20 protein-coding genes, 1 tRNA gene and 3 pseudogenes are annotated in these 26,580 nt (G+C 61.4%); 16 read left to right on the forward strand and 8 right to left on the reverse strand.

The window, feature by feature from the left end; genetic code table 11:
- Positions 1 to 181: 181 nt before the first annotated feature.
- Together D6C00_RS12900 and D6C00_RS12905 are read left to right on the forward strand one after the other, a co-directional pair.
- Positions 182 to 1,852, forward strand: coding sequence for a putative porin (locus D6C00_RS12900; RefSeq protein ID WP_125182076.1), 1,671 nt, complete (start codon positions 182 to 184; stop codon positions 1,850 to 1,852).
- Positions 1,853 to 1,866: 14 nt separating this feature from the next.
- Entirely contained in the window at positions 1,867 to 2,553 is a 687-nt protein-coding gene (locus D6C00_RS12905) for a hypothetical protein (protein ID WP_125182077.1), read from the forward strand.
- 21 nt (positions 2,554 to 2,574) lie between these two features.
- Here the strand turns inward: D6C00_RS12905 and D6C00_RS12910 are convergent, their stop codons facing one another.
- Together D6C00_RS12910 and D6C00_RS12915 are read right to left on the reverse strand one after the other, a co-directional pair.
- Entirely contained in the window at positions 2,575 to 3,699 is a 1,125-nt protein-coding gene (locus D6C00_RS12910; protein ID WP_125182078.1) for a DUF1513 domain-containing protein, read from the reverse strand.
- A gap of 30 nt (positions 3,700 to 3,729) precedes the next feature.
- A complete protein-coding gene (locus D6C00_RS12915) occupies positions 3,730 to 4,491 on the reverse strand; it encodes a hypothetical protein (RefSeq protein WP_125182079.1) in 762 nt (253 codons plus the stop codon).
- Positions 4,492 to 4,856: 365 nt separating this feature from the next.
- Here D6C00_RS12915 and D6C00_RS12920 point away from each other — a divergent pair.
- The 6 genes and pseudogenes from D6C00_RS12920 to D6C00_RS12940 all read left to right on the forward strand — a co-directional run bounded on the left by D6C00_RS12920 (position 4,857) and on the right by D6C00_RS12940 (position 7,987).
- Positions 4,857 to 4,944 (forward strand) — tRNA-Ser (locus D6C00_RS12920).
- A gap of 179 nt (positions 4,945 to 5,123) precedes the next feature.
- Positions 5,124 to 5,414, forward strand: coding sequence for a nucleotidyltransferase family protein (locus D6C00_RS12925; protein WP_125182080.1), 291 nt, complete (start codon positions 5,124 to 5,126; stop codon positions 5,412 to 5,414).
- A pseudogene (locus D6C00_RS12930) lies at positions 5,407 to 5,753 on the forward strand (HepT-like ribonuclease domain-containing protein). The gene D6C00_RS12925 and the pseudogene D6C00_RS12930 overlap by 8 nt, the downstream one beginning before the upstream one ends.
- A gap of 80 nt (positions 5,754 to 5,833) precedes the next feature.
- Positions 5,834 to 6,060: pseudogene (locus tag D6C00_RS16785) on the forward strand (hypothetical protein); the annotation flags it as partial.
- Positions 6,061 to 6,479: 419 nt separating this feature from the next.
- Positions 6,480 to 6,722, forward strand: coding sequence for a helix-turn-helix transcriptional regulator (locus D6C00_RS12935; protein ID WP_206609568.1), 243 nt, complete (start codon positions 6,480 to 6,482; stop codon positions 6,720 to 6,722).
- Entirely contained in the window at positions 6,719 to 7,987 is a 1,269-nt protein-coding gene (locus D6C00_RS12940) for a type II toxin-antitoxin system HipA family toxin (protein ID WP_125182082.1), read from the forward strand. Before D6C00_RS12935 ends, D6C00_RS12940 begins: the two co-directional genes overlap by 4 nt.
- A gap of 164 nt (positions 7,988 to 8,151) precedes the next feature.
- Here the strand turns inward: D6C00_RS12940 and D6C00_RS12945 are convergent, their stop codons facing one another.
- On the reverse strand, positions 8,152 to 9,456 hold the full coding sequence (locus D6C00_RS12945; protein ID WP_125182083.1) for an ATP-grasp domain-containing protein: 1,305 nt from the start codon (positions 9,454 to 9,456) through the stop codon (positions 8,152 to 8,154).
- 142 nt (positions 9,457 to 9,598) lie between these two features.
- Between D6C00_RS12945 and D6C00_RS12950 the strand changes: the two genes are divergently transcribed.
- Positions 9,599 to 11,623 carry a CocE/NonD family hydrolase gene (locus D6C00_RS12950; RefSeq protein WP_125182084.1) on the forward strand — a complete coding sequence of 675 codons (2,025 nt, stop codon included), beginning with the start codon at positions 9,599 to 9,601 and terminating at the stop codon, positions 11,621 to 11,623.
- Positions 11,624 to 11,656: 33 nt separating this feature from the next.
- On the forward strand, positions 11,657 to 12,679 hold the full coding sequence (locus D6C00_RS12955; protein WP_125182085.1) for a D-alanine--D-alanine ligase family protein: 1,023 nt from the start codon (positions 11,657 to 11,659) through the stop codon (positions 12,677 to 12,679).
- Between the two features lie 8 nt (positions 12,680 to 12,687).
- Here the strand turns inward: D6C00_RS12955 and D6C00_RS12960 are convergent, their stop codons facing one another.
- On the reverse strand, positions 12,688 to 13,977 hold the full coding sequence (locus tag D6C00_RS12960) for a sensor domain-containing diguanylate cyclase (protein ID WP_125182086.1): 1,290 nt from the start codon (positions 13,975 to 13,977) through the stop codon (positions 12,688 to 12,690).
- Between the two features lie 248 nt (positions 13,978 to 14,225).
- Here D6C00_RS12960 and D6C00_RS12965 point away from each other — a divergent pair, with 248 nt between their 5' ends.
- Complete coding sequence (locus D6C00_RS12965; RefSeq protein ID WP_125182087.1) at positions 14,226 to 15,089, forward strand: crotonase/enoyl-CoA hydratase family protein; 864 nt, start codon at positions 14,226 to 14,228, stop codon at positions 15,087 to 15,089.
- Positions 15,090 to 15,144: 55 nt separating this feature from the next.
- Here the strand turns inward: D6C00_RS12965 and D6C00_RS12970 are convergent, their stop codons facing one another.
- From D6C00_RS12970 to D6C00_RS12980, 3 genes are all read right to left on the reverse strand, one after another.
- On the reverse strand, positions 15,145 to 17,697 hold the full coding sequence (locus D6C00_RS12970; protein WP_125182088.1) for a hybrid sensor histidine kinase/response regulator: 2,553 nt from the start codon (positions 17,695 to 17,697) through the stop codon (positions 15,145 to 15,147).
- 25 nt (positions 17,698 to 17,722) lie between these two features.
- On the reverse strand, positions 17,723 to 18,877 hold the full coding sequence (locus tag D6C00_RS12975; protein ID WP_125182089.1) for an HD domain-containing phosphohydrolase: 1,155 nt from the start codon (positions 18,875 to 18,877) through the stop codon (positions 17,723 to 17,725).
- Positions 18,878 to 19,333: 456 nt separating this feature from the next.
- A complete protein-coding gene (locus D6C00_RS12980) occupies positions 19,334 to 20,509 on the reverse strand; it encodes a BaiN/RdsA family NAD(P)/FAD-dependent oxidoreductase (RefSeq protein WP_125182090.1) in 1,176 nt (391 codons plus the stop codon).
- A gap of 160 nt (positions 20,510 to 20,669) precedes the next feature.
- Between D6C00_RS12980 and D6C00_RS12985 the strand changes: the two genes are divergently transcribed.
- Positions 20,670 to 21,191 carry a Slp family lipoprotein gene (locus D6C00_RS12985; protein ID WP_158675421.1) on the forward strand — a complete coding sequence of 174 codons (522 nt, stop codon included), beginning with the start codon at positions 20,670 to 20,672 and terminating at the stop codon, positions 21,189 to 21,191.
- Positions 21,192 to 21,221: 30 nt separating this feature from the next.
- Here D6C00_RS12985 and D6C00_RS12990 read toward each other — a convergent pair whose 3' ends face one another.
- Positions 21,222 to 22,328, reverse strand: a complete 1,107-nt coding sequence (locus tag D6C00_RS12990; RefSeq protein WP_125182092.1) for a cytochrome-c peroxidase — start codon at positions 22,326 to 22,328, stop codon at positions 21,222 to 21,224.
- Positions 22,329 to 22,584: 256 nt separating this feature from the next.
- Here D6C00_RS12990 and D6C00_RS12995 point away from each other — a divergent pair.
- The 4 genes and pseudogenes from D6C00_RS12995 to D6C00_RS13010 all read left to right on the forward strand — a co-directional run.
- Positions 22,585 to 22,857, forward strand: a pseudogene (locus D6C00_RS12995) (ADP-ribosylglycohydrolase family protein); the annotation flags it as partial.
- Between the two features lie 216 nt (positions 22,858 to 23,073).
- On the forward strand, positions 23,074 to 24,687 hold the full coding sequence (locus D6C00_RS13000) for an ABC-F family ATPase (protein ID WP_125182094.1): 1,614 nt from the start codon (positions 23,074 to 23,076) through the stop codon (positions 24,685 to 24,687).
- Between the two features lie 31 nt (positions 24,688 to 24,718).
- Positions 24,719 to 25,393 carry a spermidine synthase gene (locus tag D6C00_RS13005; RefSeq protein WP_125182095.1) on the forward strand — a complete coding sequence of 225 codons (675 nt, stop codon included), beginning with the start codon at positions 24,719 to 24,721 and terminating at the stop codon, positions 25,391 to 25,393.
- A gap of 200 nt (positions 25,394 to 25,593) precedes the next feature.
- Positions 25,594 to 26,580 carry a proton-conducting transporter transmembrane domain-containing protein gene (locus tag D6C00_RS13010; protein ID WP_125182096.1) on the forward strand — a complete coding sequence of 329 codons (987 nt, stop codon included), beginning with the start codon at positions 25,594 to 25,596 and terminating at the stop codon, positions 26,578 to 26,580.

Consider the following 26,580-nt stretch of genomic DNA (forward strand, 5'->3'; position numbering starts at 1 on the left):
CGACAACACGATTGAGAGTTAGCTGAATGCCTGACACGCATATCCCATCATTCCGGCGCATGCCGGAATCCAGAAACCGCTGCGACCAATGGATCTCCGCCTGCGCCGGAATGACCTGCATGCAGGGTAACTGTCAACCATCTGCGCAGGCCTCACCAAGCCTTCGCTGCGGAAATCAATCATGAAACCGATCCACTACGCAATCCTGCTGTTGTCGGCCCTGCCGTGTTCCCAGTCGGCCTTCGCCGAAGAGAGGGAGGAACTGCTCAAGCTCAAGAGCACGACCCTGAACCTGATCGAGGCCCTGGTCAACGAAGGGGTGCTGTCGGCGGAGCGGGCCGATGCCATCATCACCCGGGCCGAGGCATCCGCGGAGCGGGAGATGCGCGCTCGGGAGCGCGCCGAGGCGCAGGGCGAGCCGGATGTGGTCCGGGTTCCCTATGTGCCGGGATTCGTGCGCGATGAGATCCGCCAGCAGGTGCGTGCCGATCTGCGCAGCGAGGTGGTCGGGGACGTCATGTCCCAGGCCCGGCAGGAAGGCTGGGGGTTGCCCCAGGCGCTGCCCGACTGGACCCGGCGCTTCAAGTTCAGCGGCGATCTGCGCCTGCGCACCCAGGCCGATCTGTTCAGCTCGGACAATCCCGACTTCGGCGCCGCCTTCGTCGACTTCAGCGAGGTCAATGAAAACGGCGGCTTCAACCGTTCGTTCCTCAACACCCGCGAGGATCGCTACCGCGCCCGCCTGCGCGCCCGCCTGGGCATCAAGGCCGAGGTCACCCGCGGGTTGACAGCCGGCCTGCGCCTGGCCAGCGGTTCGACCGGCGCGGCGGTCTCCACCAACGAAAGCCTGGACAATAATTTCGGCTCCATGGACCTGAACCTGGACCGGGCCTACCTGAAGTACAACATGCTCGATCTGCAGGGCGAGCCCTGGCTGACGGCCTGGGGCGGACGCATGCCCAACCCCTGGTTCTCCACCGACCTGGTATGGGACTCGGACCTGAACTTCGATGGCGGCGCGCTGACCTACCGCCACAAGTTGGGCGGGTCCCACAGCCTGCTGGCGCTGGACGAGCGTAAGCAGCACCTGTTCGCCACCCTGGGTGCCTTTGTGCTGGACGAGGTGGAACTCGACCGCCGCGACAAGTGGCTGCTCGGCGCCCAGCTCGGTGCCGATCTGAATTTCGAGGACCAGTCGCGGCTGCGCCTGGGGCTGGCCTATTACGACTACATCGACATCACGGGCAAGCGCAGCCCGCTGAGCCAGCCCAACCTGTATGATTTCACCGCGCCGGGCATCCTGCAGAAGGGCAACAGTATGTTCGACATCAGCAATGACCCGGCCAATCCCTTCCAGCGCTTCGGGTTGGCCTCGGACTTCAATCTGCTCAATCTCACAGCGGAATACGATATCGCCGATTTCGCACCAATCCATGTCATTCTGACCGGCGACTATGTGCAGAACATCGGCTACGATGCGGACGACATCCGCGATCGTATCGGCGGCGGCGACATGTTCGTCAACAGCAGCCTGTTCACCGACGACCCCGGCGAGGAGCAGAATGAAGGCTATTACGCCAGGGTGACCGTGGGCTGGCCCAGTCTGCTGGAACGCCGCGCCTGGCAGGTTTCCTTCGGCTACAAGTATCTGGAACGCGACGCTGTGCTGGACGCCTTCACCGATTCCGATTTCCACCTGGGCGGGACCAATACCAAGGGCTGGATCCTCGGCGCCAGCTATGGCGTGCTGCAGAACACCTATCTCAAATTCCGCTACATGAGCGCGGACGAAATCGATGGCCCCGCCCTGGGCATTGATGTGCTGCAGCTTGATCTGGTGTCCAAATTCTAGGAGGCGGTATGATAATGAACAGGTCGGAGTCGTTGCGATTGCTGATCCCGCTGCTGGGGCTGCTGTGTGTTTCCTCTGTCCATGGCGAGACCCGCCGCGACGGCGACGACCCGGCGCTGCGCAAGGCGCAGTATCAGCTGCGCCAGCTGAGTCAGGAAAACAACGCACTGCAGGGACAGCTCACACAGCTGCAGGCCGAGAAGGCCGAGCTGGAGGCGGAGCTGGAAACACTGCGCGAAGAGCATCAGAACACCGAATCGCGCCTGGACAGGTCCCGTGACACCAATGAGCAGCTGGTCGAGCGCATCAACGCCGATGTGGAACGCTACAAGCAGCTCATGGCCCGCTATCAGGAGTCCGTCACCACCCTGCGCGGCCTGCATGCCGACAACCGGCACCTGGTGCGTGCGGTGCAGGAACGCGAGGCCTGGATTGAGGAGTGTCGCGGCAACAACGACAGGCTGTTCGAGGCCAATGCCGATCTGCTCAAGCGCTACCGTGATGTGGCCGTCAGCCGCAAGGAGCCCTTCACCGGCATCGGCAGAGTCAGGGTCGAGAACGAGTACCAGGACTATCGTTTCAAACTCGAAGACCTGCAGGTGATGGAGTTCGAGTCCAGCGTGAATGTCGAGCGCCACCGGCGCGAGCCGCCCGAACAGATTGCCGCCAGGGAAGAGGGCAGGACAGCCGACGGTAATTGAGCTGTTCCCACCGGGCGTGTTTTACGCCACGCTGGGCAGCGAACAGGAGAACAGATGTGAGCCGGTGATGGCGGTCGGGTCGAGGTCGAAACCCTCCACTTTCTCCAGCGTACGGGCCGAGAACAGCGTGATGGCCTCCGCCGGCTGGCGGAAGCCGAAGCTGACCACGAAATGCTCGCCGTCCTGCGTCAGTTCGATGCCGCGCGGGTTCTCCAGCCCGTAGCAGCGGATCAGCTCGCCGCTGGCAATATCCCAGAAGGTCAGCAGATTGCCGTCCGGCGTGGTCGCGCCCGCCACCCCGGTGGGGGCATGGATGCGCACGCTGAGGGTCTCACCCCGCAGGCGCTTGATGATGCCCGAGGGCCTGCGCAGGGTCCGGAATTCACCGCCGGCCGGCCGCAGGCTGATGCCGCCCGGGGCCTGGTGGGGCAGGCCCTGGCGTTGGGCGGAGACCACCGCCAGGCTGCCGTCGGTGGCGATGTCCAGATGGCCGGCGTTGATGTCCCTGCGCTCGAACTCGAGCTTCTCCAGCAACTGTTCGCTACGCACGTCGATGTAGGTCACGCTGGGTGCGGCGCCCTCGCGCGGACCACCACCGTTGGTCACCACCAGCGTGCGACCGCCGTCGATCAGCCGGCAGTCATGCGGATGCGCGCCATGGCTTGGGAATTCGCCCAGGTAGTCATGTGTGCTGGCATCGCGTACCACGATCACGCCCGGGTACTCGCCTTCCATGATCGTCTCAGTGCACAGCAGCAGCCGGCCGTCCGGTGAATAGGCGCCGTGGCCGTAGAACTGGCGGTTGTCCGCCGTGTGGATGGTGCGGCTGACACGGCCCTGGCACAGGTCGATTTCGCAGGCGCCGCGGCCGCGTTTTTCGAACACGCTGATGCGCTGCGGATTGAGCGGGTCGGCGGCGATCCCGTGGCCGAAGAAGTCCATCGGTATCAGGGTCAGTGGAAGTGCGGGATCGTCCAGATCGATCACACTCAGATCGAAGCGTTTGGCGCCGGTGGCAGGATGCATATGTTGTCCCGCGCCCAGGATCAGGCCCAGCCGCGGCCGCGGCGACTGGATGACCGACACTGCTTCGCCCCGGAAACCGGGTTGGCGCGGGTGATGGTTGAATGCGGTCGGGGCTTTCATGGGCGTTCCGCGTTCGGGCAGGGATACGCATCAGCCATTCACTCCGGCGAAGGTGTAGACGCACAGCACCTGGTCATTGCCGTCGTTGGACAGGCGACAGGTCAGCAGATAGCGACAGCCATAATTCTGGACCATGCTCCTCACCGCCTCCTCGCTGGTGGTTTCCGGCATGATGCCCGGGCAGTTGGGGGTGGCCATGTGCGGCTGCTCCGGTTCCTGACCGAGGCGCGGCTCAGAAGCGTCCGGAGCGTTCGACTGGTCGCGCCTGCGACCGGCTGAACCCGGGCCGGAACCGGTCGGCAGGTGGACGGCGGTGTTGCGGCTGACCAGGATCTGGTCGCCCGCGTTGGAGATATGGATGACATCGCCATCCCCGGCCTGTAGTGCGGACCGAATCTGCTCCCGCCCGGCAGAGGTGTAACCGCTGTTGTAGTAGCTCAGGCTGGCGGTTGCCGCCTGCGTTGGTTCCGCTGCCCGGTGTGTTCCGTATCCGACAGGAGCGGCGGCGCTGATGTTGTCGTCACCGTCATCGGCATCATCCAGCCGATGAGCCCGGCCGCCGGTGTCTGCCGCGGTTGTGTAATCGGCAGACGTGGCCGGGTGGGGTTCCGATCCGGTTACAGTTGCAGATGCAGGAACAGCGCCCGTGGCCGGCGCAGCCGGCGTTGCTGCCTTCGTCGCTGCTCGTGCCGGCGCCGCCGATGGGGTCGGCACCCGTACGGGCGAAGCCGGGGCGGTATCCCCGGCCGCGCCTGCCTGGTCGGGGTGTGCGCTGGTGGGAACGGCTGCCATGTCAGCCGCCGGCGCGAAATACCAGCCCCCGGCCAGCGCCGCGCCGCCCGCCAACAACACAGTGCGGAGAGGGCGGTGCGCCACTGGCGCCGGAAAGAGGGAATGAAGTGCTCGAACATAACGAATCCGCAGTGCTGATGCTGCCGGCCAGCAGACCGGCACGTGTCCGAATGAGGCTACATATTGTAAGGACGGGAGTGTTAAGATTTGGTGTCAGTATTTCCGCATCGCCGCGGCAGCCGATGTTTTTATCCAACCTGCTGATCCACGGGGTAAAATGATTCCCGAACCGGAGTTTACAATTCCGCCCTACCGGTTTATGCTAGCGCGCTTTGCTGTCCCGGCCTCGGGCCGGCGGGAATCCCGGAGAGGTGTCCGAGCGGTCGAAGGAGCACGCCTGGAAAGTGTGTGTACGGCAACGTACCGAGGGTTCGAATCCCTCCCTCTCCGCCAACAAAGAACAGGGCCCAAACGGGCCCTTTTTCTTTGCCTGATGAAATCTATTCTCAGGCATTGGTGGCTGGCTGCCACAAAGCCTGTTTGCCAGTTTTGACGCTCGCCAGCGATCCCTCTTTTGTATTTGGCTATATCTTCGATCGATTGAAGGCTTAATAAATAGCCAATCATTATTAATGAAAAAACATGAAGTTATAAAATTGCTGGACACTCATAAGTCCGAATTGGCCAAGCGGTTCGGCGTTACAGGCCTTGCGCTATTCGGCTCGACGGCACGGGATACCGCCGGACAGGACAGTGACGTGGATATTCTGGTGTCCTTCGATGGCCCCGCAAACTCGAAGCGTTATTTCGGCGTTCAGTTCTATCTGGAAGACCTGATGGATTGTCCGGTGGATCTGGTTACCGATAAGGCGCTGCGACCCGAGCTTCGACCCTACGTGGAAAAGGAAGCGATTCATGTCTGATTCGGATGCGCCGGAGCGGGAATGGCGTTTCTATATTCAGGATATGATTTCCTTTCCACCAAGTGCCTCGCCTATACCAAAGGAATGGATCGGCAAGCCTTTGTATCCAACAACATGGTTTATGATGCCACTTTGCGTAATCTGGAACTGATCGGCGAAGCGGCTGCCCGTGTACCGGATACGGTACGCCAGCAGTATCCTGACATTCCATGGCGGATGATCATTGCCACGCGCAATCGCTTGATTCATGCCTATCTGGGGATTGATGACGATACGATATGGAGCATAATTCACGATGATGTGCCTGAGTTGCTAAAACAGCTGGAAAAGATTGTCTGATTGTTGAGGAGTTTTTCTGACTGTTACTTTCCCGTCATCCCTGTAGAAGCGGGAATGCACAGGTTTCAGGGAGGAGGTCACTCGACAATGGGTTGCAGCTCATCGTTGAGATCAAGGGACAGCACACGACGATGCTGACCTCAAGGCCAAGGCGGCAGAGCGCTGGGTGGCGGCGGTGAACAACCACGGAGAGTATGGGCGCTGGCAATACGTTGTGATCGAGGATCCGCAGAAGCTGGGGCTGGCGATAGATCAGTATGCAGTCGCTGATCTCGACGATGTAGCGATCGAACTTACCGGGAAATAAACCAGGGCAGGCTACCAGCCCGACAATAAAGGGAGTTGCCGGGATTTCTGTCCCAAGGTTGTATAAAGGCATGCCACTGACACTGTTTATGTAACTTTTCCTGCGCAAAGTTGCATAGTATTGCCGAACAGGGAACCTCTGATTAATACACTTAACCTCGCCATTGCGATGCCCAGAGCGGGAGGGTGGGGTACCCATAATGAAGCCCGCAGGGATTCCATGCGCGGAGCGAAGCAATCTCCTACATCAGAATCAATCGGTTGGGGTAATTCGCTACGCTCAATCCCTTCACACCCATATATTCCCGTACGGGAAAATAATACTTGCCAACCGAATTTATAACCAGTTATATTCCCGACCGGGAATATAATAGGCTGCCGTACATGGATTCCGACAAAAAATTACCGCTCGGGAAAATTATGACCGCCGAGGATATCGGCCGCTGCGTCCGCGCTCAGCGCAAGGCCCAGGGTGCGACCCAGGCCGAGTTCGCGGCCCTGTGCGGCGTGGGGGTGCGCTTTATCTCCGAGCTGGAAAACGGCAAGTCCACCATGGCGTTGGGCAAGGTCCTGCAAGTGCTCAAGTGCCTGGGGCTGGAACTCAGCCTTCGCCCGCGCGGCTGGAATCAGGCGCCCGCGACCAGCCCCGGGCGCCCGGAATGACCCAGGCCGCCGAGCAGGCCCTGAGCGTCTATTTGCGCACCGAGCGGGTCGGACGCCTCTGGCTGGACGCCGGGCGCCGCTTCATCTTCCAGTACGATCCCGACTGGCTGGCCAATCCCGGTGCCGTGCCCCTGTCCCTGCAACTGCCCCTCCAGCCCGAAGCCTTCGAGGATGACCGCGCCCGGCCCTTTTTCGCCAACCTGCTGCCGGAGTCCGACCTGCGCCGCACCATTGCCCGTCGGCTGGGCCTGTCGGAGCAGAACGATTTCGCTTTGCTGGAGGCGGTCGGCGGTGAGTGCGCCGGTGCCGTGAGCGTCCTGTCGGCCGACATCCCGCTCAGCGGGGCGGGCAGCTACAAACCTCTGAATGACGACGCCCTCAATGCCCTGGTGGCCGAGTTGCCACGCCGGCCCATGCTGGCCGGCGAGGAGGGGGTGCGCCTGTCCCTGGCCGGGGCCCAGAACAAGCTGCCGGTGTATTTCGACGGGCAGGCCATCAGCCTGCCGATGGGCGCCGTCCCCAGCAGCCACATCCTCAAGCCGCCGATCCCCGACTATCCGGATTCCGTGTATAACGAGGCCTTCTGCTTGCAGTTGGCCGAGCAGATCGGCCTGCGGGTCCCGACGGTGACATTGTTGCACAAGCAAACGCCGCTGTACCTTGTCGAACGCTACGCCCGCCGCCGGACAGCGGCGGGCGGCCTGGAGCGGGTGCACCAGGAGGATTTCTGCCAGGCCTTGGGCATTCCGCCGGATCAGAAATATGAAAAGGAGGGCGGCCCGAACCTACAGCAATGCTTCACCCTGTTGAGAGAGCAGAGCATCTCGCCGGTCGCCGACATCCGCGCCCTGCTGGACTGGGTGATCTTCAACTACCTGATCGGCAACGCCGACGCCCATGCCAAGAACATCTCCCTGCTGCTGAGCGATGGCGGCCCCCACCTGGCGCCCTTTTATGACCTGATGAGCACTGCCGTATATCCGGATCTGTCCGAGCGGCTGGCCATGCATATCGGTGGCGAAGACCGACCGAACTGGGTCATTGCGCAGCGCTGGGAACAATTCGCAAAAGACGTGGATATCGGCTACAAGCTGGTGCGCCAGGTCCTGGTGGAAATGAGTCAATCCCTGGAGGCGATGGCCGCAGACCTCGCGGCAGAGTTTCAGGATCGTCACGGCCACCAGGACATCAACGACCGAATCCTCAATATCATCAGTGAGCGCTGCCATAAGGTGCTGGCAGCGCTGGATGCACAAAAGGCATAAATCGACTTAAACCGATAGCACAGGCCGATGGAACAGACCATGGCTGATAATAGAGCCAATTCCAGGCATGAACGATTTGCCGACATCCTGCGCGAGCTGTTGCAGCTCAATCAGCCGGAGCCGGATACTGTTCGGCGATTTCATGTGCTGTCTCTCCCTGTGGGTCACATGTCATTCGCCTCGGATGGCACGACATCCGAAAATCGAATGTCCAGCCCCTCGACACATTTCCGGTAACGGGCCTGCAATTGCTGGCGTGTGTTCGCTGCGACAAATATCCACGCAATCTCATAGCTGTAGCTTTCCTGTTCGCGTAGATGCCATAGTTTGGTTCCCTCGCTGACATTCATTTTTATCATTGTGTCGGGCACGCTTTCCTGAATGTGCTTGATCTGATCCGCGTCAGGCACCCTCTGCACGATCGCATCCTCGAATTTCCGTAAGAAGCATTTGGCCGCATATCGGTACTTTCCCTGTCGGTGCGGTATCGTCGGGCGTGTTCCCGCGCCGATCTCGACCATGGCCTGGTGATTGGAGGCGCCGTCGACCATGGCAAAGAGATAGCTGTGTGACTGTGAGATCCGGGTGTTGACTTCGAGCAGCCAGACCCTGTCCCGGCGTTGATCCCAGAAGAATTCGACATTGAATGTGGAGTTGTCGAAATCGATATGTTTGAGGAATGCCCGGGTGATATCGGTCATGGCCTGGGTGATGCGTTGCGGCAGTTTGGACGGATACTCATAGCGGGTGAAGCTGGTGCGGTTGGCGTGCCGGATCGAATCGACTACGCCGAATACCCGGAACTCGCCATTGTAGACGTACCCTTCCAGGGTGCACTGGCGGCCGCCGATGAGCTGCTCGGCAATGCAGTAATTGAAGTCGATGCCGGCGATCTCCGTCGGCAATTCGGCATAGTCCAGGATATGGTTGAGAGGTTGTGATACGTGCTGGATATCCCGGCGTATGATCTGCAGGAAGTACTCGAGCTGGCGCCGGTTGTGTACCCGGAACCCGAGATAGGCGCCGGCGGACTTGACCGGCTTCAACCAGAAAGGATAGTCGAGCTGGATCTGGGAAGCGGCATCGGGCGCATAGGGATTGACCAGGTTGAAATGCGGGATGTGCTCGGGGATGACACGGCGTTGCTGCAGGCGGCTCCAGTATTTGTGCTGGCACTGGAGCACGCTCTCCAGCGTTGCCGTGGGCAGGCCGAACTCGCGGCACAGGATCGGCACCATTAATCCCACCGGCATGTCGATGTAGCCGATGATGGCGTCGATGTGCCCGGGGAAGGCGCGCAGATGCGCCCGTGCCGCGTCCAGTTGCTCCCTGACGCGGTAGACCTCCGGTTCCTCGAGGTCGGCATTGTCGAGCAGGGGGAGAAAACGGTACTGCCCGGCATCGCCGATAGTCTCCAGCAGACGCCGATTGAAGTCGTTGAGTCCCAGGATGAAGACATTTCGGGGCACAGCGCCATCCTTTTCTGATCTGCAGGAGAATTCCGCCCGGCACCGTCGGCACCTCTCCTGGGGAAGCGTAGTAGAGTTCTCGTCGATGTCCTACTACGATTGGACTGAGTGGGTTCACTCCACTGGCACAGGGTGAGGCGCCATGAAAGTCATCGACCGCTTTCCATATCCCGTTCGCGAGATAGAAACCGAATGGATCCCCATGCCCGACGGCTGTCGCCTGGCAGCACGCCTGTGGCTGCCCGAGGGGGCCGAGCATGCGCCGGTGCCGGCTGTGCTGGACTATATCCCCTACCGGCGTCGCGATCACAATCGCCGCGGTGACAGCCGGATGATGCCCTACCTGGCCGGCCACGGGTACGCGGGCGTGCGGGTGGATCTGCGCGGCAGCGGGGATTCCGAAGGCGTTCTGGAGGATGAGTACCTCGAACTGGAGCAGGATGACGGGCTGGCGGTCATCCGCTGGCTCGCCGAGCAGCCCTGGTGCGACGGCTCGGTGGCGATGATCGGTATCTCCTGGGGCGGCTTCAATGGCCTTCAGATCGCAGCGCGCCGGCCACCGGAACTGAAGACGGTGATCAGTCTCTGCTCCACGGATGACCGCTATGCCGATGATGTGCACTACATGGGGGGCTGTCTGTTGGGGGACAACCTGTCCTGGGCCTCGGTGATGTTCGGGTTCAATTCGCTGCCGCCGGATCCGGCGGTGGTGGGCGAGCGCTGGCGTGAGATGTGGAAGCAGCGCCTCGATGGCAGTGGCCTGTGGCTGGCCAAGTGGCTGCGGCATCAACGCCGTGATGACTATTGGAAGCAGGGCTCCGTCTGCGAGGACTATGCGGCGATCCAGGTGCCGGTGCTGCTGGCCAGCGGCTGGGCTGATGGCTATTCCAATGCCATCTTTCGCATGCTCGAACACCTGCGTGTTCCGCGTCAGGCGCTGATCGGACCCTGGAGTCATATCTATCCCCAATATGGCACTCCGGGGCCGGCCATCGGCTTTCTTCAGGAGGTCATACGCTGGCTGGACCACTGGATCAAGGGCAGGAGCAATGGCGTCGATGAGGACCCGCAGTTGCGGGTATGGATGCAGCACAGCGTGCCGCCGCATCCCACTTACGAGCACCGTCCCGGGCGCTGGGTGGCCGAGCGCCAATGGCCCTCCGACTACATCAGGCCCTGCGTCTTTCACCTGCGGCGTCACGCACTTGAGTGTGATGCACAGCCTGAGCGGAAGGAGGAGACACTGTCCATCGAATCGCCGCTGAGTGTGGGGATGTTTGCCGGCAAGTGGTGTTCCTATGCCGCGCCGCCGGACCTGCCCCACGATCAGCGCGAAGAGGACGGTGGGGCGCTGATCTTCGAAACCGAGCCCCTGGAGGTGGCCCTGGAGATGCTCGGGGCGGCTGTGGCCGAGCTGGCGCTATCCGCCAACAAACCCGTGGCCATGGTCGCCGCACGCCTGTCTGACGTGGCCCCTGACGGCGAAGCCACCCGCGTCACCTACGGCCTGCTCAATCTGACTCACCGCGACAGTCACGAGCATCCCCGGGCGCTGGAACCCAATAAGTGCTACCCCATTCGCCTGCAGCTGAACGATGTGGCACAACGTTTCGAGAAAGGCCACCGTATCCGCCTGTCTATTTCCACCTCCTACTTCCCGCTCGCCTGGCCACCCCCCTCCGGGGTCTGTCTGACCATCCATACACACGACAGCCGGTTGATCCTGCCGGAGCGTCCGCCGCGCGAATCCGACAAGACTCTGCGCGAGTTCGGCGAGCCCGAGGCCGCGCGTGGCGCACCCACCACCATGCTTGAGCCGGTCGATCACCGCTGGACGGTGATCCGGGACCTGGCCAACGACGTCTCCACACTGGAAGTGGTTATAAACGACGGCCTGACCCGTTTCGAGGAGCACGGGATGGAAGCCGGCAGCGCGATTACCGAGCGGTATCAATACTGGCGCGGTGAATATGCCTCCTTTCGCGGCGAGGTTGTCGGTACGTGGCGACTGCAGCGCAGGGGCTGGTCCATTCGCACCGAGGCACGCACCGTGCTCACCTCCGATGTGCAGAACTTCTACATCCATGCCACCCTGGATGCCTATGAAGACGATCAGCGCTTTTCGGCGCATGATTGGAATTACACCATTCCCCGTGACGAAGTCTGAGCACGGTAATACGGGCTTTGACAGGCAGGTTTCATGGCCGGTTCGAAACTGACAGTTGGGGTTCTGCTGGGCGATCAGCAGCTGCCTTATTCCTTTTCCCCTGAGGGGCGCCTGGGGCAGGAGGAGATACGGGCCTTTCAGCAGTTGGAGGCCGCCCTGGCTCAGCTGACCGGATACCGGTTTCGCTATTTCAACGACCACGAGCGGCTCATCGACGATCTTCGTGGGGCGAATCTGGATCTGGCATTGAATTTCTGCGATACGGGCTATCGCAATGACTGGAACCTGGTCACGCATATTCCGTCCCTGCTGGAGATGCTGGATATTCCGTATACAGGATCCAATGGCATGACCTTGAATGTGACCGCGGACAAGTCACTGGTACGTGCGCTGGCCGTGACCCTCAATATTCCCGTCCCCAATGAAGTATATGTCGACCTGCGAACCGACCCTTTGCCGCTGCCGGAAATCTATCCCGCCCTGATCAAGCCCAACCAGGGCGCGGGCAGTTTCGGCATGAGCAGGGACTGCGTGGTCCATGATGCCAGCCAGGCCGTTGCCTACATGACGAAACTGGCCGGCATGCTTGAGCCGCCAGAGGCGGTAATCCAGGACTTTCTGACCGGGCCGGAATATACCGTTGGCATTGTCGGCAATCCCGCCACGGGCCTTGTTCCCCTGCCGCCGGCGGAGATCGACTACAGCGATCTGGAGCCGGGGTTGCCGCCGGTGTTTACCTATGATGCCAAGTTCGATGCGGCCTCGCCTTACTGGAATCAACTCCGGCATCGACGGGCTGAGCTGGAGGAAGTCACCCATGCCCGGTTGATCGAATACTGCAGCTGTCTGTATCGGCGTCTGGGTATCCGCGACTATGCCAGGTTTGATTTTCGTTGCGGCACCGACGGTCAGCCGCGGCTTCTCGATGCCAATCCCAATCCGACCTGGTATGCCGACAGCCGTATGTCGATGATGGCGGGCTGGGCGGGTTATTCCTATACTGAGCTGTTGCGGCTTATCCTGCAGGCCGCCATCGAGCGCTATGCGCTCGAATGAGCGCTGTCTCAGGCGCAGGCCACCCGGTTTCTGCCTTCCTCCTTGGCGGTATAGAGCGCCCTGTCCGCCCGGCTCAGGGTCTCCTCGGCGTCGGCGTCATCCGGCTGCAGCTGGCTGACGCCGATGCTGACGGTGATGGCGAAGGCGCCGCGGTGGCTGTTCACGGTGATGCCGGCGACGGCCTGGCCGAGGCGCCGGGCGAGCTGCGTGGCCTCCTCGATGTCCGTTTCGGGCAGTAGAATAGTGAATTCCTCACCCCCCATGCGGGCGAAGAGGTCGGTTTCGCGCAGCATCGGGGCAATGGTGGCCGTGAAGCTCTTCAATGCTGCGTCGCCGCCTTCATGTCCGTAACGGTCGTTGACCTGCTTGAACCGGTCCAGGTCGATCATCAGCACAGTGAAGCTGTGATTGTAGCGACGGGCCCGGCGGTATTCCTCTGCCATGGTCTCCATGAAGATACGTCGATTGGTGATGCCGGTGAGGGAGTCGGTACTGGCCAGCTGCAGCAATCTGTTGGTCAGTATCTCGTGATCGGTAACATCGCGGTAGAACCAGATGCGCCCCCAGTAGGTGCCCTGCGTATCCTTCAGCCCTCGGGAGTAGCGTTCGAGCATGCGGCCGTCGCGCATGGCGAAGCGGTAGCCTCTCTCTTCCTGGTCCAGATGCTGATACAGATCCAGAATGCGTTCGGTGAATTCATCCGGCGTCTCCAGCTGATTGCGGACGATTTCCAGTGCCCGTCGGCCGTCGCCCGATTCCATGACCTCGAGCGGGAGGTTCCAGATCTCGAGAAAACGCTGGTTCCAGGTGCGCATGTGGTTGTCGGCGTCCACTACCAGTATTCCGTCGGGGGACTCTTCCAGATAGGCGCTCAGAATTGCGGACTGGTAGCGGGTGCTCTGTTCCAGGTGTACCGTGCGGGTGATTTCGAATGCGGTGCCAAGCAGGCGGAACACCCGGCCGTCTGGATCGAGATAGGGAACCAGGGTGGTGCGCCAGAAGGTGGTGCCGGCGGGAAGCTCCAGGGTCTCGTCGTAGTCGATGGCACTGCGCAGGCGGACGCAGCGCCGGTAGTTTTTCCTGACCTGCTCGGCCAGATCAGGCGGCAGAACCTCGTCAACAAGACGGCCGGCGCACTCGGCATGGTGCATGCCGGTCAGCTGCTCGTGACGTTGATTGATGGCGGCCAGGCGAAAGTGGTCGTTGTTCTCGACATCGATTACGAAGGCGGCGATGCCCAGGTAATTGATGATGGTGCGAAGTTCCGCATAGTCGCGGCTTTCCAGGAGTCTGTCCACTTTTAGCCTGCTCAGTGAGGTGGAACGTTTCTAAGAATAGAGCATGTAAGGTTTATCGTGTTGGTCAAAATGGGGCGATTGGGTAATTTGTTGATGTATGTCATATTTATCAATGAATGCCGTGCTGGTTATTACAGCAGGATTGCGGTCTCCGATCAGATGGATTTGTGGATTTCCCCCGGCATTGATATATACGCAGGGCAATGTTGCATTTGTGCAGGCTATCAACCTTAACCCAGGAGAGACCAATGTACAGTCTGGCCAGTGATCGTGTTTCAGCATTTCAGGTTTCCGAGAACACCCCTTACCGCCACCTCACAACTCACTACGAGGAGAAGTACGGGATCGGGTGGTATTTTATGCATGCATCGCCCCGTCCATGCTTCAATCCGGAGCTGCTGCAGGACATCGACCAGTGGTTCGCCTGCGTCCGCCAGGAGCAGGACAGCGAGGTAGGGCGGGATTACCGCTATCTCGTGCTCGCTTCCGATGTCGATGGTGTTTTCAATCTTGGTGGTGATCTCGATCTATTCCGTTCCCTGATCGCCGCCGGCGACTATGATGGTTTGCTTGATTATGCCAAGGCATGTATCAATGTTCTCTACCAGAACATAGTCCATCTCGAGCGTGACCTGACCACGATCTCGCTGGTGCAGGGCGATGCGCTGGGCGGCGGATTCGAGGCGGCCCTGTCGAGCAACGTGCTCATTGCGGAGCGCGGCACCAGGATGGGACTGCCTGAGATCCTGTTCAATCTGTTTCCTGGGATGGGTGCCTACAGCCTGTTGTCACGAAGAATCGGTGCCGCGCGGGCTGAGCAGATGATCCTGGGCGGGCAGCTCTACACTGCCGAGGAGTTGCATGAAATGGGTGTGGTGGACATCCTCGCCGAGAAGGGGGAGGGGGAACTGGCTGTGCTCGAATACATCAAGCGCGCAGAGAGGGCTGCCAACGGATATCGCGCCATGCGTGAGGTCAGGGATGCCTGCAATACCCTGGACTACAGGGAGCTTCTCGATATTACGAAGGTCTGGGTTGAGGCGGCACTGCGTCTGGGAAAGCGTGATCTGCGTATGATGGAGCGCCTGGTCAGTCGTCAGAACGCCAGGTAGTGGACGTGCGTTTCGGCAGGCTTGAAGCCACTCCATTCTGTTGAATGGAGTGGCTTCAACGCATTTCGCGTTGTTGTGTCAGGTATCCCTGCATGGCCTCAAGCAGGTTTTCATGCGCAAGACGTAATTGCCTCATGTTATTTTCAGGGGCCGTGCTCGGCATTTCATAGGGCTTTAGCTTTTCGGTCTTTTCGCAGAGATGAACAAACTCTATGGCACCCAGTTCGACTGCACTGCCCTTGAGTGCATGTACTGCCTCACGAAAATCGAGGTAGTCCTGTTCCTCGATCGCCTGCTCCGCCCGGCGTAGCAATGCGCGGCTGTCGTGGCAGAAGCCGTCGATAAGTTCGGCGACGAAATCGATGCCGGAACCGAGGTTGGCAAGACGGTTCAGTGCTTCCTGGTCGAGAACGATATTTTTTGCCAGGCTGCTGGCGTTGCCTGCTCGCTCAGTGTTAACCGTGCATCCTGCGGTTGCCTCACGACTCCCGATTAGCCCGGCAATTGTCTCCAGAAGGCTGTGTGCGTCGATCGGCTTGGTGATATAGGCGTTTGCGCCGGCATCGAGACAGTTGTTCATTGTCTCCAGCGTGGCGTCGGCAGTGACCATGATCACCGGTATCGAGCCCGAAGTGTCGAAGAATCGGAATGCCTTCAGCACTTCGATGCCGCTGCTATGGGGCATGTTCATGTCGAGAATTGCAAGATCGTAGTGCCTTCGACCGTCGGTTAGGGCATCCAGCGCCTTCTCGCCATCGTCCACGATATGGACATGGTGTCCCGCACGCTTGAGGATGCCGTTGATAACCTTCTGGTTGATGTCGTTGTCTTCGGCAACGAGGATATTGAGTTCAGAGGCGCTGCTGTTCTGGCGATAGTATTCGGATAGTGTGACGACGTTGTCATCCAGATGTGCTTCACTGCGTGCTGCATGGATTGCGTTGAACAAAAGGGGTTTCTCCAGCGGCTGCGACAGAACTGAGGAGTAGTCGCATTCGAGCCTGTGCATGCTGTCGCGATCAGGTTCTCTGTCGGAAAGGAGGATCAGCGCGATCCCCATAATGGAATCGTCACTGTGAATGACTCTGGCGAACAGGTCCGGTTCCATACTGAGTGCGGTCTGGTCGAGGAGCGCCACGTCGTAGGGTAGCTCGTTCTCGCCTGCCTCCAGCATCAACGAAAGTGCATGCGCAGGGGTGGTTGTCCAATCGAAATCGACCCCCCAGCCGCGCAGGGCAGGGCGGATTGCCGCAGCCAGTTTCTCGCTGGCGAGTAGCAGGATACGCATTGATTCCAGCTTGCCGGTGTCGCTGTCTGTCTCATCGCGCAGGAGTGTCATCGGTACTTCGAACCAGAAGGTGGAGCCCTCTCCCGGGGTGCTCCGGATTCCGATTGTGCCTCCCATGAGCTCCACCAACTGCTTGGCGATCGTTGTCCCCAGCCCCGAGCCGCCATACTGTCGTGTAACGGAGTGGTCGGCCTGACTGAAATTCTCGAAGATATGCTCGAGTTTGTCCTTCGCAATGCCGATACCGGTATCTTCGACCTCGAAGCGTATGCGGGGTTTGAAGCTGGTTCCGCCTGCAGGCAGGACGCGGAGGGTGACGGAGCCGTGATCGGTGAATTTGATGGCGTTGCCGAGCAGGTTTATCAAAACCTGCCTGAGGTGAAGTTCATCACCCTCGAGCATGAATGGAATCTGTGGGTCGATATGGCCGGAGACAAGCAGTTCCTTGCGTTTGCCCTGTACTTCGAGCAGTCGCACCGTGCTGTTTACCAGCGAGTGCAGGTCGAAGCGTTTTTTCTCTATGCTGGTCTTCCCTGCCTCGATCCTGGAGAGGTCGAGTACATTGTTGATCAGACCGAGCAGTGTCCTTGCTGAGAGGTGGACCGTCTTGATCAGGTCGCGCTGTTCGTCATCCAGTCGCGTTTCCTGCAGCAATTCGCTCATGCCGATTACACCGTTGAGCGGGGTGCGGAGTTCGTGGCTCATATTGGCAAGGAAGCGCGATTTCGCCTGGTTGGCCTGGTTGGCCTTCTGGATCGCCTCATAGAGTTTGCGCAGCAGTACCTTGATGTAGAGTGGCAGCATGATGAGCAGCAACAGCAGGCTGACGCCGATATCCAGATGCTGCTGCCAATAGTCGCTCAACAGCAGAACCGTGGAGAAGCCGACAAGGCTCAGTGCCATCGATATGTCTACATAGCGCTCGCCGTAACGGAAGCCGTTGCCGACGATCACCCACAGATAGATGGCGAACAGCGGTGTTCCGTAGCCTCCCGTCAGGGCCATGACCAGGGAGAGGGTGGCGAGATCGACGACCATGCCCAGCAGGCGTCTGACGGTTGATTTCGCCGGACTTATCAGGATGGCGGCAATGATGCTCAGCGATACCAGGAGGAAGCTGCTGCTGATCAGTCTGGGGAAGAGAAGGTCCGATTCATGCTCGTCCCAGAGCAATGGCATCGGCGAGATGAAGTAGAGGAAGATGATGCCGCCGATGGCGAGGCGGATGAGGGCCTGTTCGTGTTCGCTGTCTTCCCTGGCCGCAAGCGTTTTCCTGGCTCTGTCCCATGCAGTTTTTATTGTGTATTGATTCTTCTGCATTCAGACATCCGCTTGTTCAGGGTCATTAATCCGTGGGGTCGTTCAGCTGCATTTCGATCTCGTCGATAAGCTCCAGCTGGTTGTTGAAAGCCTCGACACAGACCGGATCGAAATGCTTCCCGGACTGCTCGTTTATGAAATCGACCGCTTTCTGCCGCTTCCATGCCAGTTTGTATGGGCGGGTCGATCGAAGCGCGTCGTATACGTCAGCAACAGCAACGATCCGGGCTGCCAGCGGAATATCCTCGCCGCTCAGACCATGAGGATAGCCGGTTCCGTCAAATTTTTCATGATGATTGAGCGCGATGACCGCGCCTGCCTGGATGAAGCGGGAATCGCTGTCTGCCAGTATGCCGTGGCCGATCACTGTATGCTGTTTCATCCATTCCCACTCCTTCGGGGTGAGTTTCCCCGATTTGAGGAGGATGTGATCGGGGATTCCGATCTTGCCGATGTCATGCATCGGCGAGGCGTACTCGATTTCTTCGCAGTCCGCCTTGGACAGGCCGAGATGCTCGGCGATGGCGCGGCTATACCTGGCGATGCGCAAAATGTGGTTGCCGGTATCTTCGTCCCGGTATTCGCCTGCCTTGGCCAGTCGCAGCAGGGTTTCACGTTCCCGTTCGAGTACCCGACGGGTGGCAAGTTCAACCTGTGTCTGCAGCCAGTCCGCCCGGTCCTGGATAACGGTCTGCTGTCTGCTGATGGTCAGCAGATTGCGACAGCGGCTGCGGCATTCATGTTGATCCAGTGGCCGGGTCAGGAAATCCGTCGCGCCGGCGTTGAGGGCTTCGTAACGGATGCTGCGGTCGCCGACTACCGTAATCATGACAATCGGGACATTACAGCAGCTGCTGATGTTCCTGACCCGCCTGATGAACTCAATGCCGTTCATCTGCGGCATACGGTAATCAGTGAGGATCAGATCGGGCGCGACATTATGAATCTGCTGCAGCGCTTCGTTCGGATCGGAGAAGCTGGTGATCTCGATCTTGTCGTCGAGGGTGTGAACGATACCTTCGAGAATCCGTCTGCCGATGGACTGGTCGTCCAGGATGAGGACGTGTTGTGATCTCTCACCGGTCTGTGAGCTGCTGTCATGCAGGCGGTGGACCAGTCGCGGTTTTCTATAACCGCGAGCTTTCCCCCCAGAACTGGCAATGCTGCTTACAGTGCTCATTTCCTGTCTCCGCTAGCGCGCAATATATGAGTCAAAATTTTACGCCTATCCGATAAATCTGCCAGGTTTTCTGCAGGAAATACCCGGTTATTTGTCCTGGTTATCCTACGCGAGTTGGACGTGAGTTCGGAAGCGTAGTCGTGTGACCGTTCCAGTATGAAACGCGCCGGGTTGTTCGAAGGAGGCTGCCTGATCCCGGTTGCACTCAGCGGCTTCCGCGGCTTTGATAATGTACCGTGTGGTATCTATCGGCAGGCTGCTGTCTTTCATTAATATTCAAGATTGGCCTCTGTCATGGATGATGAAACTGAGATCGACGCCAGGGCGCATGCGCTGAGTGTTGCGCCAGGATTGCAAGGGGGCGTGATGGTACAGGGTGGAGATTCCCGCTTGATGTGGATGGGACTGGTAACCGCCCTGTCACCCTTGCGATGGATTGTCAGTCTTTCGCTGACATCAGATGACCTGTCCTGCTGCCCAGCCCGAGGACCAGGCCCACTGGAAGTTGTAGCCGCCCAGCCAACCGGTGACGTCCACCACCTCGCCGATGAAGTACAGCCCCGGCACCCGTTTCGATTCCAACGTTTTCGATGACAGTTCATCACAGTCCACCCCGCCCAGGGTGACCTCGGCCGTGCGATAGCCCTCGGTGCCGTTGGGTCTGAGCTGCCAGTGCTGCAGGGATTCGGCGATGGCCTCGAAGCGGCGATGCGAGAGGGACTGCAGCGGCTGGTCGGCCAGTTCCGCTCCGAGCAGGGCGGGGATCAGGCGCTTCGGGAGCCGCTCGCCGAGCACGGTCTTCAGGCGGCTGTTGGGCTGGTCTGCCTGGCGTTGCTTCAGCCACTGCGCCACATCCTGGTCGGGCAGCAGGTTGATTGTGACGGCCTCGCCCGGCTGCCAGTAGGAGGAGATCTGCAGGATCGCCGGCCCGCTCAGACCGCGGTGAGTGAACAGGATGTTTTCCCGGAAGGCGATACGGTCGTTGCTGACCCGGCTGTCCACGGCGATGCCGGCGAGTTCGGCAAACCGTGCCTTGTCGCGCGGCTGCAGGGTGAAGGGCACCAGGCCGGCGCGGGTCGGAACGATGCGGTGGCCGAACTGTTCGGCCACCTGGTAGCCGAAGGGGCTGGCGCACATCCGCGGGATGGACAGGCCGCCGGTGGCGATGACGCAGGCCTGGGCGGTGATGCGGCCGCGTGAGCTGTCGATGGCGAAACCGTCTTCCTGCCTGTCGATGCGGGTGATGGTGCAGTTCAGCCGGATATCGACGCCGGCCTGGCGGCACTCGCTCAGCAGCATATCCAGGATGTCCCTGGCACTGTCGTTGCAGAACAGCTGCCCGTGATCGCGCTCGTGCCAGAGGATGCGGTGGGCATCGACACGGGCGATGAAATCCCACTGGGTGTAACGACTGAGCGCCGATTTGCAGAAATGCGGATTATGGGAGATATAGTTGTCGGCGCTCACATCCAGGTTGGTGAAGTTGCAGCGCCCGCCGCCGGACATGAGGATCTTCTTGCCGGGTTTGCTGGCGTGATCCAGCACCAGGACCCGGCGGCCGCGTTTGCCCGCTTCGGCGGCACACATCAGCCCGGCGGCGCTGGCGCCGATGATGACCACATCTGTCTGCATACTCGGGGAAGGGTGACGGGATCTGTATCAAGGGTGGGGCGGAAGAATACCAGTCCGGGTGCCTCGAGGCGAGTCCGCGGCGTGTTGCCAGCCCGTGGGGATGCCTTACACTTGCGGTATCACGCCGGCGATTCTGCCGGTCCGGCTGAGGGAGTCCGCCATGCAGCGTTTTATTCTTCCCCTGGTGCTGGGTGCCGCCTGGTTGCTTGGCGGCTGTGTGGGCATGCCGCCGGAGCTGGCGGCCGGTGGCCCCTACCGCGACATCACGCCCGCCGAGGCCCGCGCCGGGGAGTTCGACGGCGAACGGGTGCGCTGGGGCGGCGCTGTGGTTCAGGCCGTGCCACAGGACGGGATGACCTGCTTCGACATGGTGGGTCTACCCCTGGACCAGCGCGGCGAGCCGTTCGAGAGCGACAATTCCAGCGGCCGCTTCCAGGCCTGTATCGAGGGCTTCTTTGATCCGGCCATCTACAGCAACGGTCGGCATGCCACCTTCACCGGGCGCATCGACGGTTCTGTCGCCCAGCGCATCGGTGAAGCCGAATTCCAGCTGCCGCGACTGCGCGCCGACCAGGTCCACCTCTGGCCCAGACGCCGGGAGGTCCAGTATGTGCCCTATCCCGCGCCCTACTACTGGGATCCCTTCTACGACCCGTACTGGCGCTACCGGCGCTTGGAGTAGGGGCGCACATCGCCCGGGGGTAAGGGCGGCTCAGTGCGCGCCGCCCGTGACCGGTGGGACGTTGTCGCGAATGACCGACTCGCCGCTGCGCGAAGGCAGGCGCGGCAGTTCCATGGCCGGGAACTCGCCGGTCAGGGCCTCGAGGAAGGCGAGGATGCCGTCAATCTGCTGTTCGCTCAGCTGCTTGTTGAGCTGGGTCTCGCCCATGATCACCACCGCCTCGCGCAGGCTGTTGACCGTGCCGTTGTGGAAATAGGGTGCGGTGAGGGTGATGTTGCGCAGGGTGGGCACCTTGTACATGTGTTTGTCCGCGTCTCTGCCGGTGGCCTGGTGCCGGCCGGTGTCATCCGCCAGTTGATACTTCTCGACATAATCATTGTCGGTGAAGAGCGGAAATTTCTGGTAGAAACCGCTGCCCTCGGGCAGCTCCGGCTGGGGGCCGTTGAAGGCCGGGCCGCCGTGGCAGGAAGTGCAGCCGACCTCGTTGAAGGTGCGCATGCCGCGAATCTGCTGCTCGCTCATGGCGTCTTCCTCGCCCTTGACGTGGCGGTCGTAGGGGCTGTTCGGCGTGATCAGGGTGCGCTCAAAGGCGGCCACGGCGCGGGCGGCGTTGTCGACGGTCACCGGATTCTCGTCCTCGGGGAAGGCCTGCTTGAACAGTTCCCGGTAGCCCGGGATGGAGGCGACGATACCGAGTGCGATGTCCAGTTCCTTCACGCCCATCTCCACGTCGGCGAGCACCGGGCCCTTGGCCTGCTCTTCCAGGTTCTTCGCACGACCGTCCCAGAACTGGACGGAGGCGAACGCCGAGTTCCACACCGTCGGTGAGTTGCGCGGCCCGGTCTTGCCGTGCACGCCCATGGAGGTGGGGCGGCCGTCGTCGCCGCCCTCCATGACATTGTGGCAGGTGTTGCAGGAGACGGTGCCGGTGGCCGAATAGCGGGGATCGAAGAACAGCTTGCGGCCCAGCTCGACCTTGGCCGGGGTGGTCGGATTGTGTGCCGGTGACGGCGGCTCCCCGGGCAGGGGTTTCCAGTCATAGGCGGCGACGCTGCCGGTGCCGAGCAGGGCGGCGAGGACGACAGCGGCGACGAGCGGTTTGCGCCGGGTGCCGGCGACGGACTGGAAAACGATCATTTGCTGCTCCTTTCGGATCGGGGTTGATATCTGATATTTCAGGCAATCTAGTATCAATCGGCACAGGAAACCATGATCCAGGGCAAGGAAGCCGCCGTCGCACACATGACAGGGATATGTGCAGTCGAAGGCAGGGTGGGGTGTGCTGATAGGAGGGGACGCCTAACATGATTGGTGCCATTGCCGGCGACATCATCGGCTCGGTCTACGAGGCCGCGCCCATCAAGACCACGGACTTTCCCCTGTTCGGACCGGCCCCGGCTACCGCTTCGACGTCTCCTGCCAGGGCTCGGTGCCGGAAGCGGTTATCTGTTTCCTCGAATCCACGGACTGGGAATCCGCCGTGCGCAATGCCGTTTCACTGGGGGGCGACAGCGACACCCAGGCCTGTATCGCCGGCGGTATCGCCGAGGCCTTCCATGGCCCGCTGCCGGCGGCGCTGCGCGCGCAGGTGCGCGGATATCTCACCGACGAGCTGTGGGAGGTGGCCGAGCGTTTCCACCGCCGCTTCCTGCGCACGGCGGATTGAGGCGCGCCGGCGGCTGCCGGAGGTTCAGTCCCGCCGGGATCAGCCCGGACAACGGCGGTCGCCGCCCGGCGGCAAATATGCGAAAATACCAAGCTTGCACGACCCGACGCCTGCGCCCCAACGTTTCCCGTTTTCGGTTCCTGCCTGAATCCCCGGTCTCCGGCCAGCAGGCCCCGGCCGTCTTTTTGTCAACACACTGATTGTGGAAGAAATCCTTTGATCACTACCGCCAATATCACCATGCAGTTCGGTCCCCAGCCCCTGTTCGAGAACATTTCGGTCAAGTTCGGCAACGGTAACCGCTACGGCCTGATCGGGGCCAACGGCTGCGGCAAGTCCACCCTGATGAAGATCCTGGGCGGCGACCTGGAGCCGACCGCCGGCAATGTCAGCGTCGATGCCGATGCCAGCCTCGGCAAGCTGCGCCAGGACCAGTTCGCCTTCGAGGAATACACGGTGCTGGATACCGTCATCATGGGCCACGCCGAACTCTGGCAGGTCAGGCAGGAGCGTGAACGCATCTATGCCCTGGCGGAGATGACCGAAGCGGACGGCATGCGGGTGGCCGATCTGGAGGTGCGCTTCGCCGAGCTGGACGGCTATACCGCCGAGGCGCGCGCCGGCGAGCTGCTGCAGGGTCTGGAGATACCGCTGGCGCAGCACACCGGCCCGATGAGCGCGGTCGCCCCGGGCTGGAAGCTGCGCGTGCTGCTGGCGCAGGCGCTGTTCGCCGACCCGGACATCATGCTGCTCGACGAGCCCACCAACAACCTGGACATCAACACCATCCGCTGGCTGGAGGACGTGCTCAACGCGCGCAACTGCACCATGGTGATCATCTCGCACGACCGCCACTTCCTGAACAGTGTGTGCACCCACATGGCCGACCTGGACTACGGCGAGCTGCGCATCTATCCCGGCAACTACGATGAGTACATGACCGCCGCCACCCAGGCGCGCGAGCGCCTGTACGCCGACAATGCGAAGAAGAAGGCGCAGATCGCCGATCTGCAGGCCTTCGTCAGCCGCTTCTCGGCCAACGCCTCCAAGGCCCGGCAGGCGACCTCGCGCGCCCGCCAGATCGAGAAGATCAAGCTCGACGAGATCAAGCCGTCCAGCCGGGTGAATCCCTTCATCCGCTTCGAACAGGACAAGAAGCTCTATCGCCTGGCGCTGGAGGTCGAGGGGCTGGCCAGGGGCTATGATCAGACCCCGCTGTTCGAAGGGCTGGACCTGCGGGTCGAGGTCGGCGAGCGCATTGCCGTCATCGGACCCAACGGCATCGGCAAGAGCACGCTGCTGCGCACCCTGGTGGGTGAGATCCCGCCCGACGCCGGCAGCGTCAAGTGGTCGGAGAACGCCAGTGTCGGCTATTTCGCCCAGGATCACGCCGCCGATTTTGCCGCCGACATGTCGCTGTTCGAGTGGATGGGTCAGTGGGGCCGGCCCGGCGACGATGAGCAGGTGATCCGCGGTACCCTCGGGCGCCTGCTGTTTTCCTCCGACGAGACCGGCAAGTCGGTCAGGGTGCTCTCCGGTGGCGAGCAGGGACGCATGCTGTTCGGCCGGCTCATGCTGCAGCGGCCGAACATCCTGGTCATGGACGAGCCGACCAATCATCTGGACATGGAATCCATCGAGTCGCTCAACACCGCCCTGGACAACTATCCGGGCACCCTGATCTTCGTCAGTCACGACCGCGAGTTCGTCGCCTCGCTGGCGAGCCGCATCATTGAGCTGACCCCGGACGGGGTGGTCAACTTCAACGGCAGCTATGACGACTACCTGCGCAGTCAGGGACCCGGGTCGATGGGCCGGACCGGCACCTGAGCGGGGATGAGGGCGTGAGGCGGGGCCGCGCATGACCCCCTGGGTGCTGCTCGACAACGCCGCCGTGCCCGGCGGGGGCGGGGAACTGCGCCTCTATCAGCGTGGTGAGGAATTCTCCATCAAGCTCATGGGCCGGGGTGAGCTGATGAACAGCCGGGTCCACGGCTCCGAGACCGCGCTGGCCGAGCAGACCTGTGCCCGCCTCGGCCACGCGCCGCAGCCGCGGCTGCTCATCGGTGGCCTGGGCATGGGCTTCACCCTGGCCGCCGCCTTGCGCTGCCTGGGCGGGCCGGCCCGGGTGACGGTGGCTGAACTGATCCCGGCCGTGGTCACCTGGAACCGGGAGCCGCTCGGTGCACTGGCCGGGCATCCGCTGGCCGACCCGCGGGTGGACGTGCACGAGGGCGATGTCGTCCGCCTGCTGCGGCGCGGGCAGCCGGACTGGGATGCCATCCTGCTGGATGTGGACAACGGCCCCGAGGGTCTCACCCGCCGGGAAAACGACTGGCTCTACGGCATGGACGGCCTGAACGCGGCCTGGGCGGCGCTGCGCCCCGGGGGGATCCTGGCGGTCTGGTCGGCCGGCCCGGCCCCGGACTTTGCCCAGCGCCTGCACAAGACGGGCTTCGAGGTCGAGGAGGTGCGGGTGCGCGCCCACGGGAGCAGGGGGGCAAGGCATGTCATCTGGTTTGCCCGCCGGAGCTGAACGGTACCCAGTCGGCGGTTGAACACGATATAGCGGGTTGCCGGGTAATAGAATCAGCTTGATTCAGGTTGGCATTCATCCATCAGTCTTATCCCGTGCCATGTATTGCCAAATACAATTATATTTCCCCGCCGGAGTCTGATTAGCTTCAGCCATGGCACTGTAATGCAACCGCCAGGGCCGACGGCCCGGGAGGCGAAATGGCATGGGATACCTTTCTTTCTCCGGGGATACCGCTTCTGCTTTCCCCGCTGTTGCTGGGGCTTGTCTGGCTGATACCCGACCGTGTCGCCAATGCCCGGCCGGTTGTCATGGGCCGTCTGGTGCAAGTCGCGGCGCTGGCGGGCATCGGCGTTGTGTGCCTGGTCCTGGTTCTGCTGGCCCGGCAGTCGCCGGCCGCAGTAACCTATGGCCTGTTCACTGAATCCCAGGCCGGCGCACTGGCCAGCGCCTTCTCGGTCACGGCGGACAGTCTGAGTCTGACCGTGCTGGCATTGGTCTCGCTGCTGGTGGCGCTGGTGGCGCGCTTCAGTACCAATTACCTGCTGGGCGATGCGCGTCAGGGCAGCTTTTTCCGCTGGCTGGCGTTCACGGCCGGTGCCTTCATGCTGGTGGTTGTCGCCGGCGATCTGCTCAGCTTTGCGCTGGCCATCATCCTCACCGGGACCGGGCTGAACCGGCTGCTGACCTACTTCCGCCAGCGTCTGCCGGCGCAGATGGTCGCCCACAAGAAGCTGCTGTTCAGCCGCGGTGCCGATGCCTGTTTGCTGGCGGCGACACTGCTGATCGGTTTCGGTGTCGGTACCCTTTCCTTCGAAGGCATTGCGGCCGCGGTTGGCACCGGGGAAGCGGCGATCAACTGGCAGCTGCATCTGGCCGCCTGGCTCATCGCAGGCTATGCCGTACTCAAGACCGGGCAGTTTCCCTTCCACGGCTGGCTGCTTCAGGTGATGGAAGCCCCCACGCCGGTCTCGGCGCTGCTGCACGCAGGTATCGTCTACAGCGGTCCGCTGCTGATACTGCGTACGCACGAATTACTGCTGGCCGAGGGTGCGGCACTGGTACTGGTTCTGGTGGTGGGGCTGATGACGGTTACCCTGGCCGCGCTGGTGATGCTCACCCAGACGGCGATCAAGAGTTCCCTGGCCTGGTCCACAGCCGGACAGCTGGGTTTTATGCTGTGGTGA

The organism is Thiohalobacter thiocyanaticus, assembly GCF_003932505.1.
Taxonomy (GTDB): Bacteria; Pseudomonadota; Gammaproteobacteria; order Thiohalobacterales; family Thiohalobacteraceae; genus Thiohalobacter; species Thiohalobacter thiocyanaticus.

What these genes read in the sequence shown, in the direction of transcription:
- D6C00_RS12950 (WP_125182084.1), top strand. Translation starts at nt 9,599, where the DNA reads ATGAAAGTCATCGACCGCTTTCCATATCCCGTTCGCGAGATAGAAACC.
- D6C00_RS12910 (WP_125182078.1), bottom strand. Translation starts at nt 3,699, where the DNA reads ATGAAAGCCCCGACCGCATTCAACCATCACCCGCGCCAACCCGGTTTC.
- D6C00_RS12915 (WP_125182079.1), bottom strand. Translation starts at nt 4,491, where the DNA reads ATGGCAGCCGTTCCCACCAGCGCACACCCCGACCAGGCAGGCGCGGCC.
- D6C00_RS13005 (WP_125182095.1), top strand. Translation starts at nt 24,719, where the DNA reads ATGACCCCCTGGGTGCTGCTCGACAACGCCGCCGTGCCCGGCGGGGGC.
- D6C00_RS12955 (WP_125182085.1), top strand. Translation starts at nt 11,657, where the DNA reads ATGGCCGGTTCGAAACTGACAGTTGGGGTTCTGCTGGGCGATCAGCAG.
- D6C00_RS12900 (WP_125182076.1), top strand. Translation starts at nt 182, where the DNA reads ATGAAACCGATCCACTACGCAATCCTGCTGTTGTCGGCCCTGCCGTGT.
- D6C00_RS12965 (WP_125182087.1), top strand. Translation starts at nt 14,226, where the DNA reads ATGTACAGTCTGGCCAGTGATCGTGTTTCAGCATTTCAGGTTTCCGAG.
- D6C00_RS12935 (WP_206609568.1), top strand. Translation starts at nt 6,480, where the DNA reads ATGACCGCCGAGGATATCGGCCGCTGCGTCCGCGCTCAGCGCAAGGCC.
- D6C00_RS12975 (WP_125182089.1), bottom strand. Translation starts at nt 18,877, where the DNA reads ATGAGCACTGTAAGCAGCATTGCCAGTTCTGGGGGGAAAGCTCGCGGT.
- D6C00_RS12940 (WP_125182082.1), top strand. Translation starts at nt 6,719, where the DNA reads ATGACCCAGGCCGCCGAGCAGGCCCTGAGCGTCTATTTGCGCACCGAG.
- D6C00_RS12990 (WP_125182092.1), bottom strand. Translation starts at nt 22,328, where the DNA reads ATGATCGTTTTCCAGTCCGTCGCCGGCACCCGGCGCAAACCGCTCGTC.
- D6C00_RS13010 (WP_125182096.1), top strand. Translation starts at nt 25,594, where the DNA reads ATGGCATGGGATACCTTTCTTTCTCCGGGGATACCGCTTCTGCTTTCC.
- D6C00_RS12985 (WP_158675421.1), top strand. Translation starts at nt 20,670, where the DNA reads ATGCAGCGTTTTATTCTTCCCCTGGTGCTGGGTGCCGCCTGGTTGCTT.
- D6C00_RS12980 (WP_125182090.1), bottom strand. Translation starts at nt 20,509, where the DNA reads ATGCAGACAGATGTGGTCATCATCGGCGCCAGCGCCGCCGGGCTGATG.
- D6C00_RS12905 (WP_125182077.1), top strand. Translation starts at nt 1,867, where the DNA reads ATGAACAGGTCGGAGTCGTTGCGATTGCTGATCCCGCTGCTGGGGCTG.
- D6C00_RS12925 (WP_125182080.1), top strand. Translation starts at nt 5,124, where the DNA reads ATGAAAAAACATGAAGTTATAAAATTGCTGGACACTCATAAGTCCGAA.
- D6C00_RS12970 (WP_125182088.1), bottom strand. Translation starts at nt 17,697, where the DNA reads ATGCAGAAGAATCAATACACAATAAAAACTGCATGGGACAGAGCCAGG.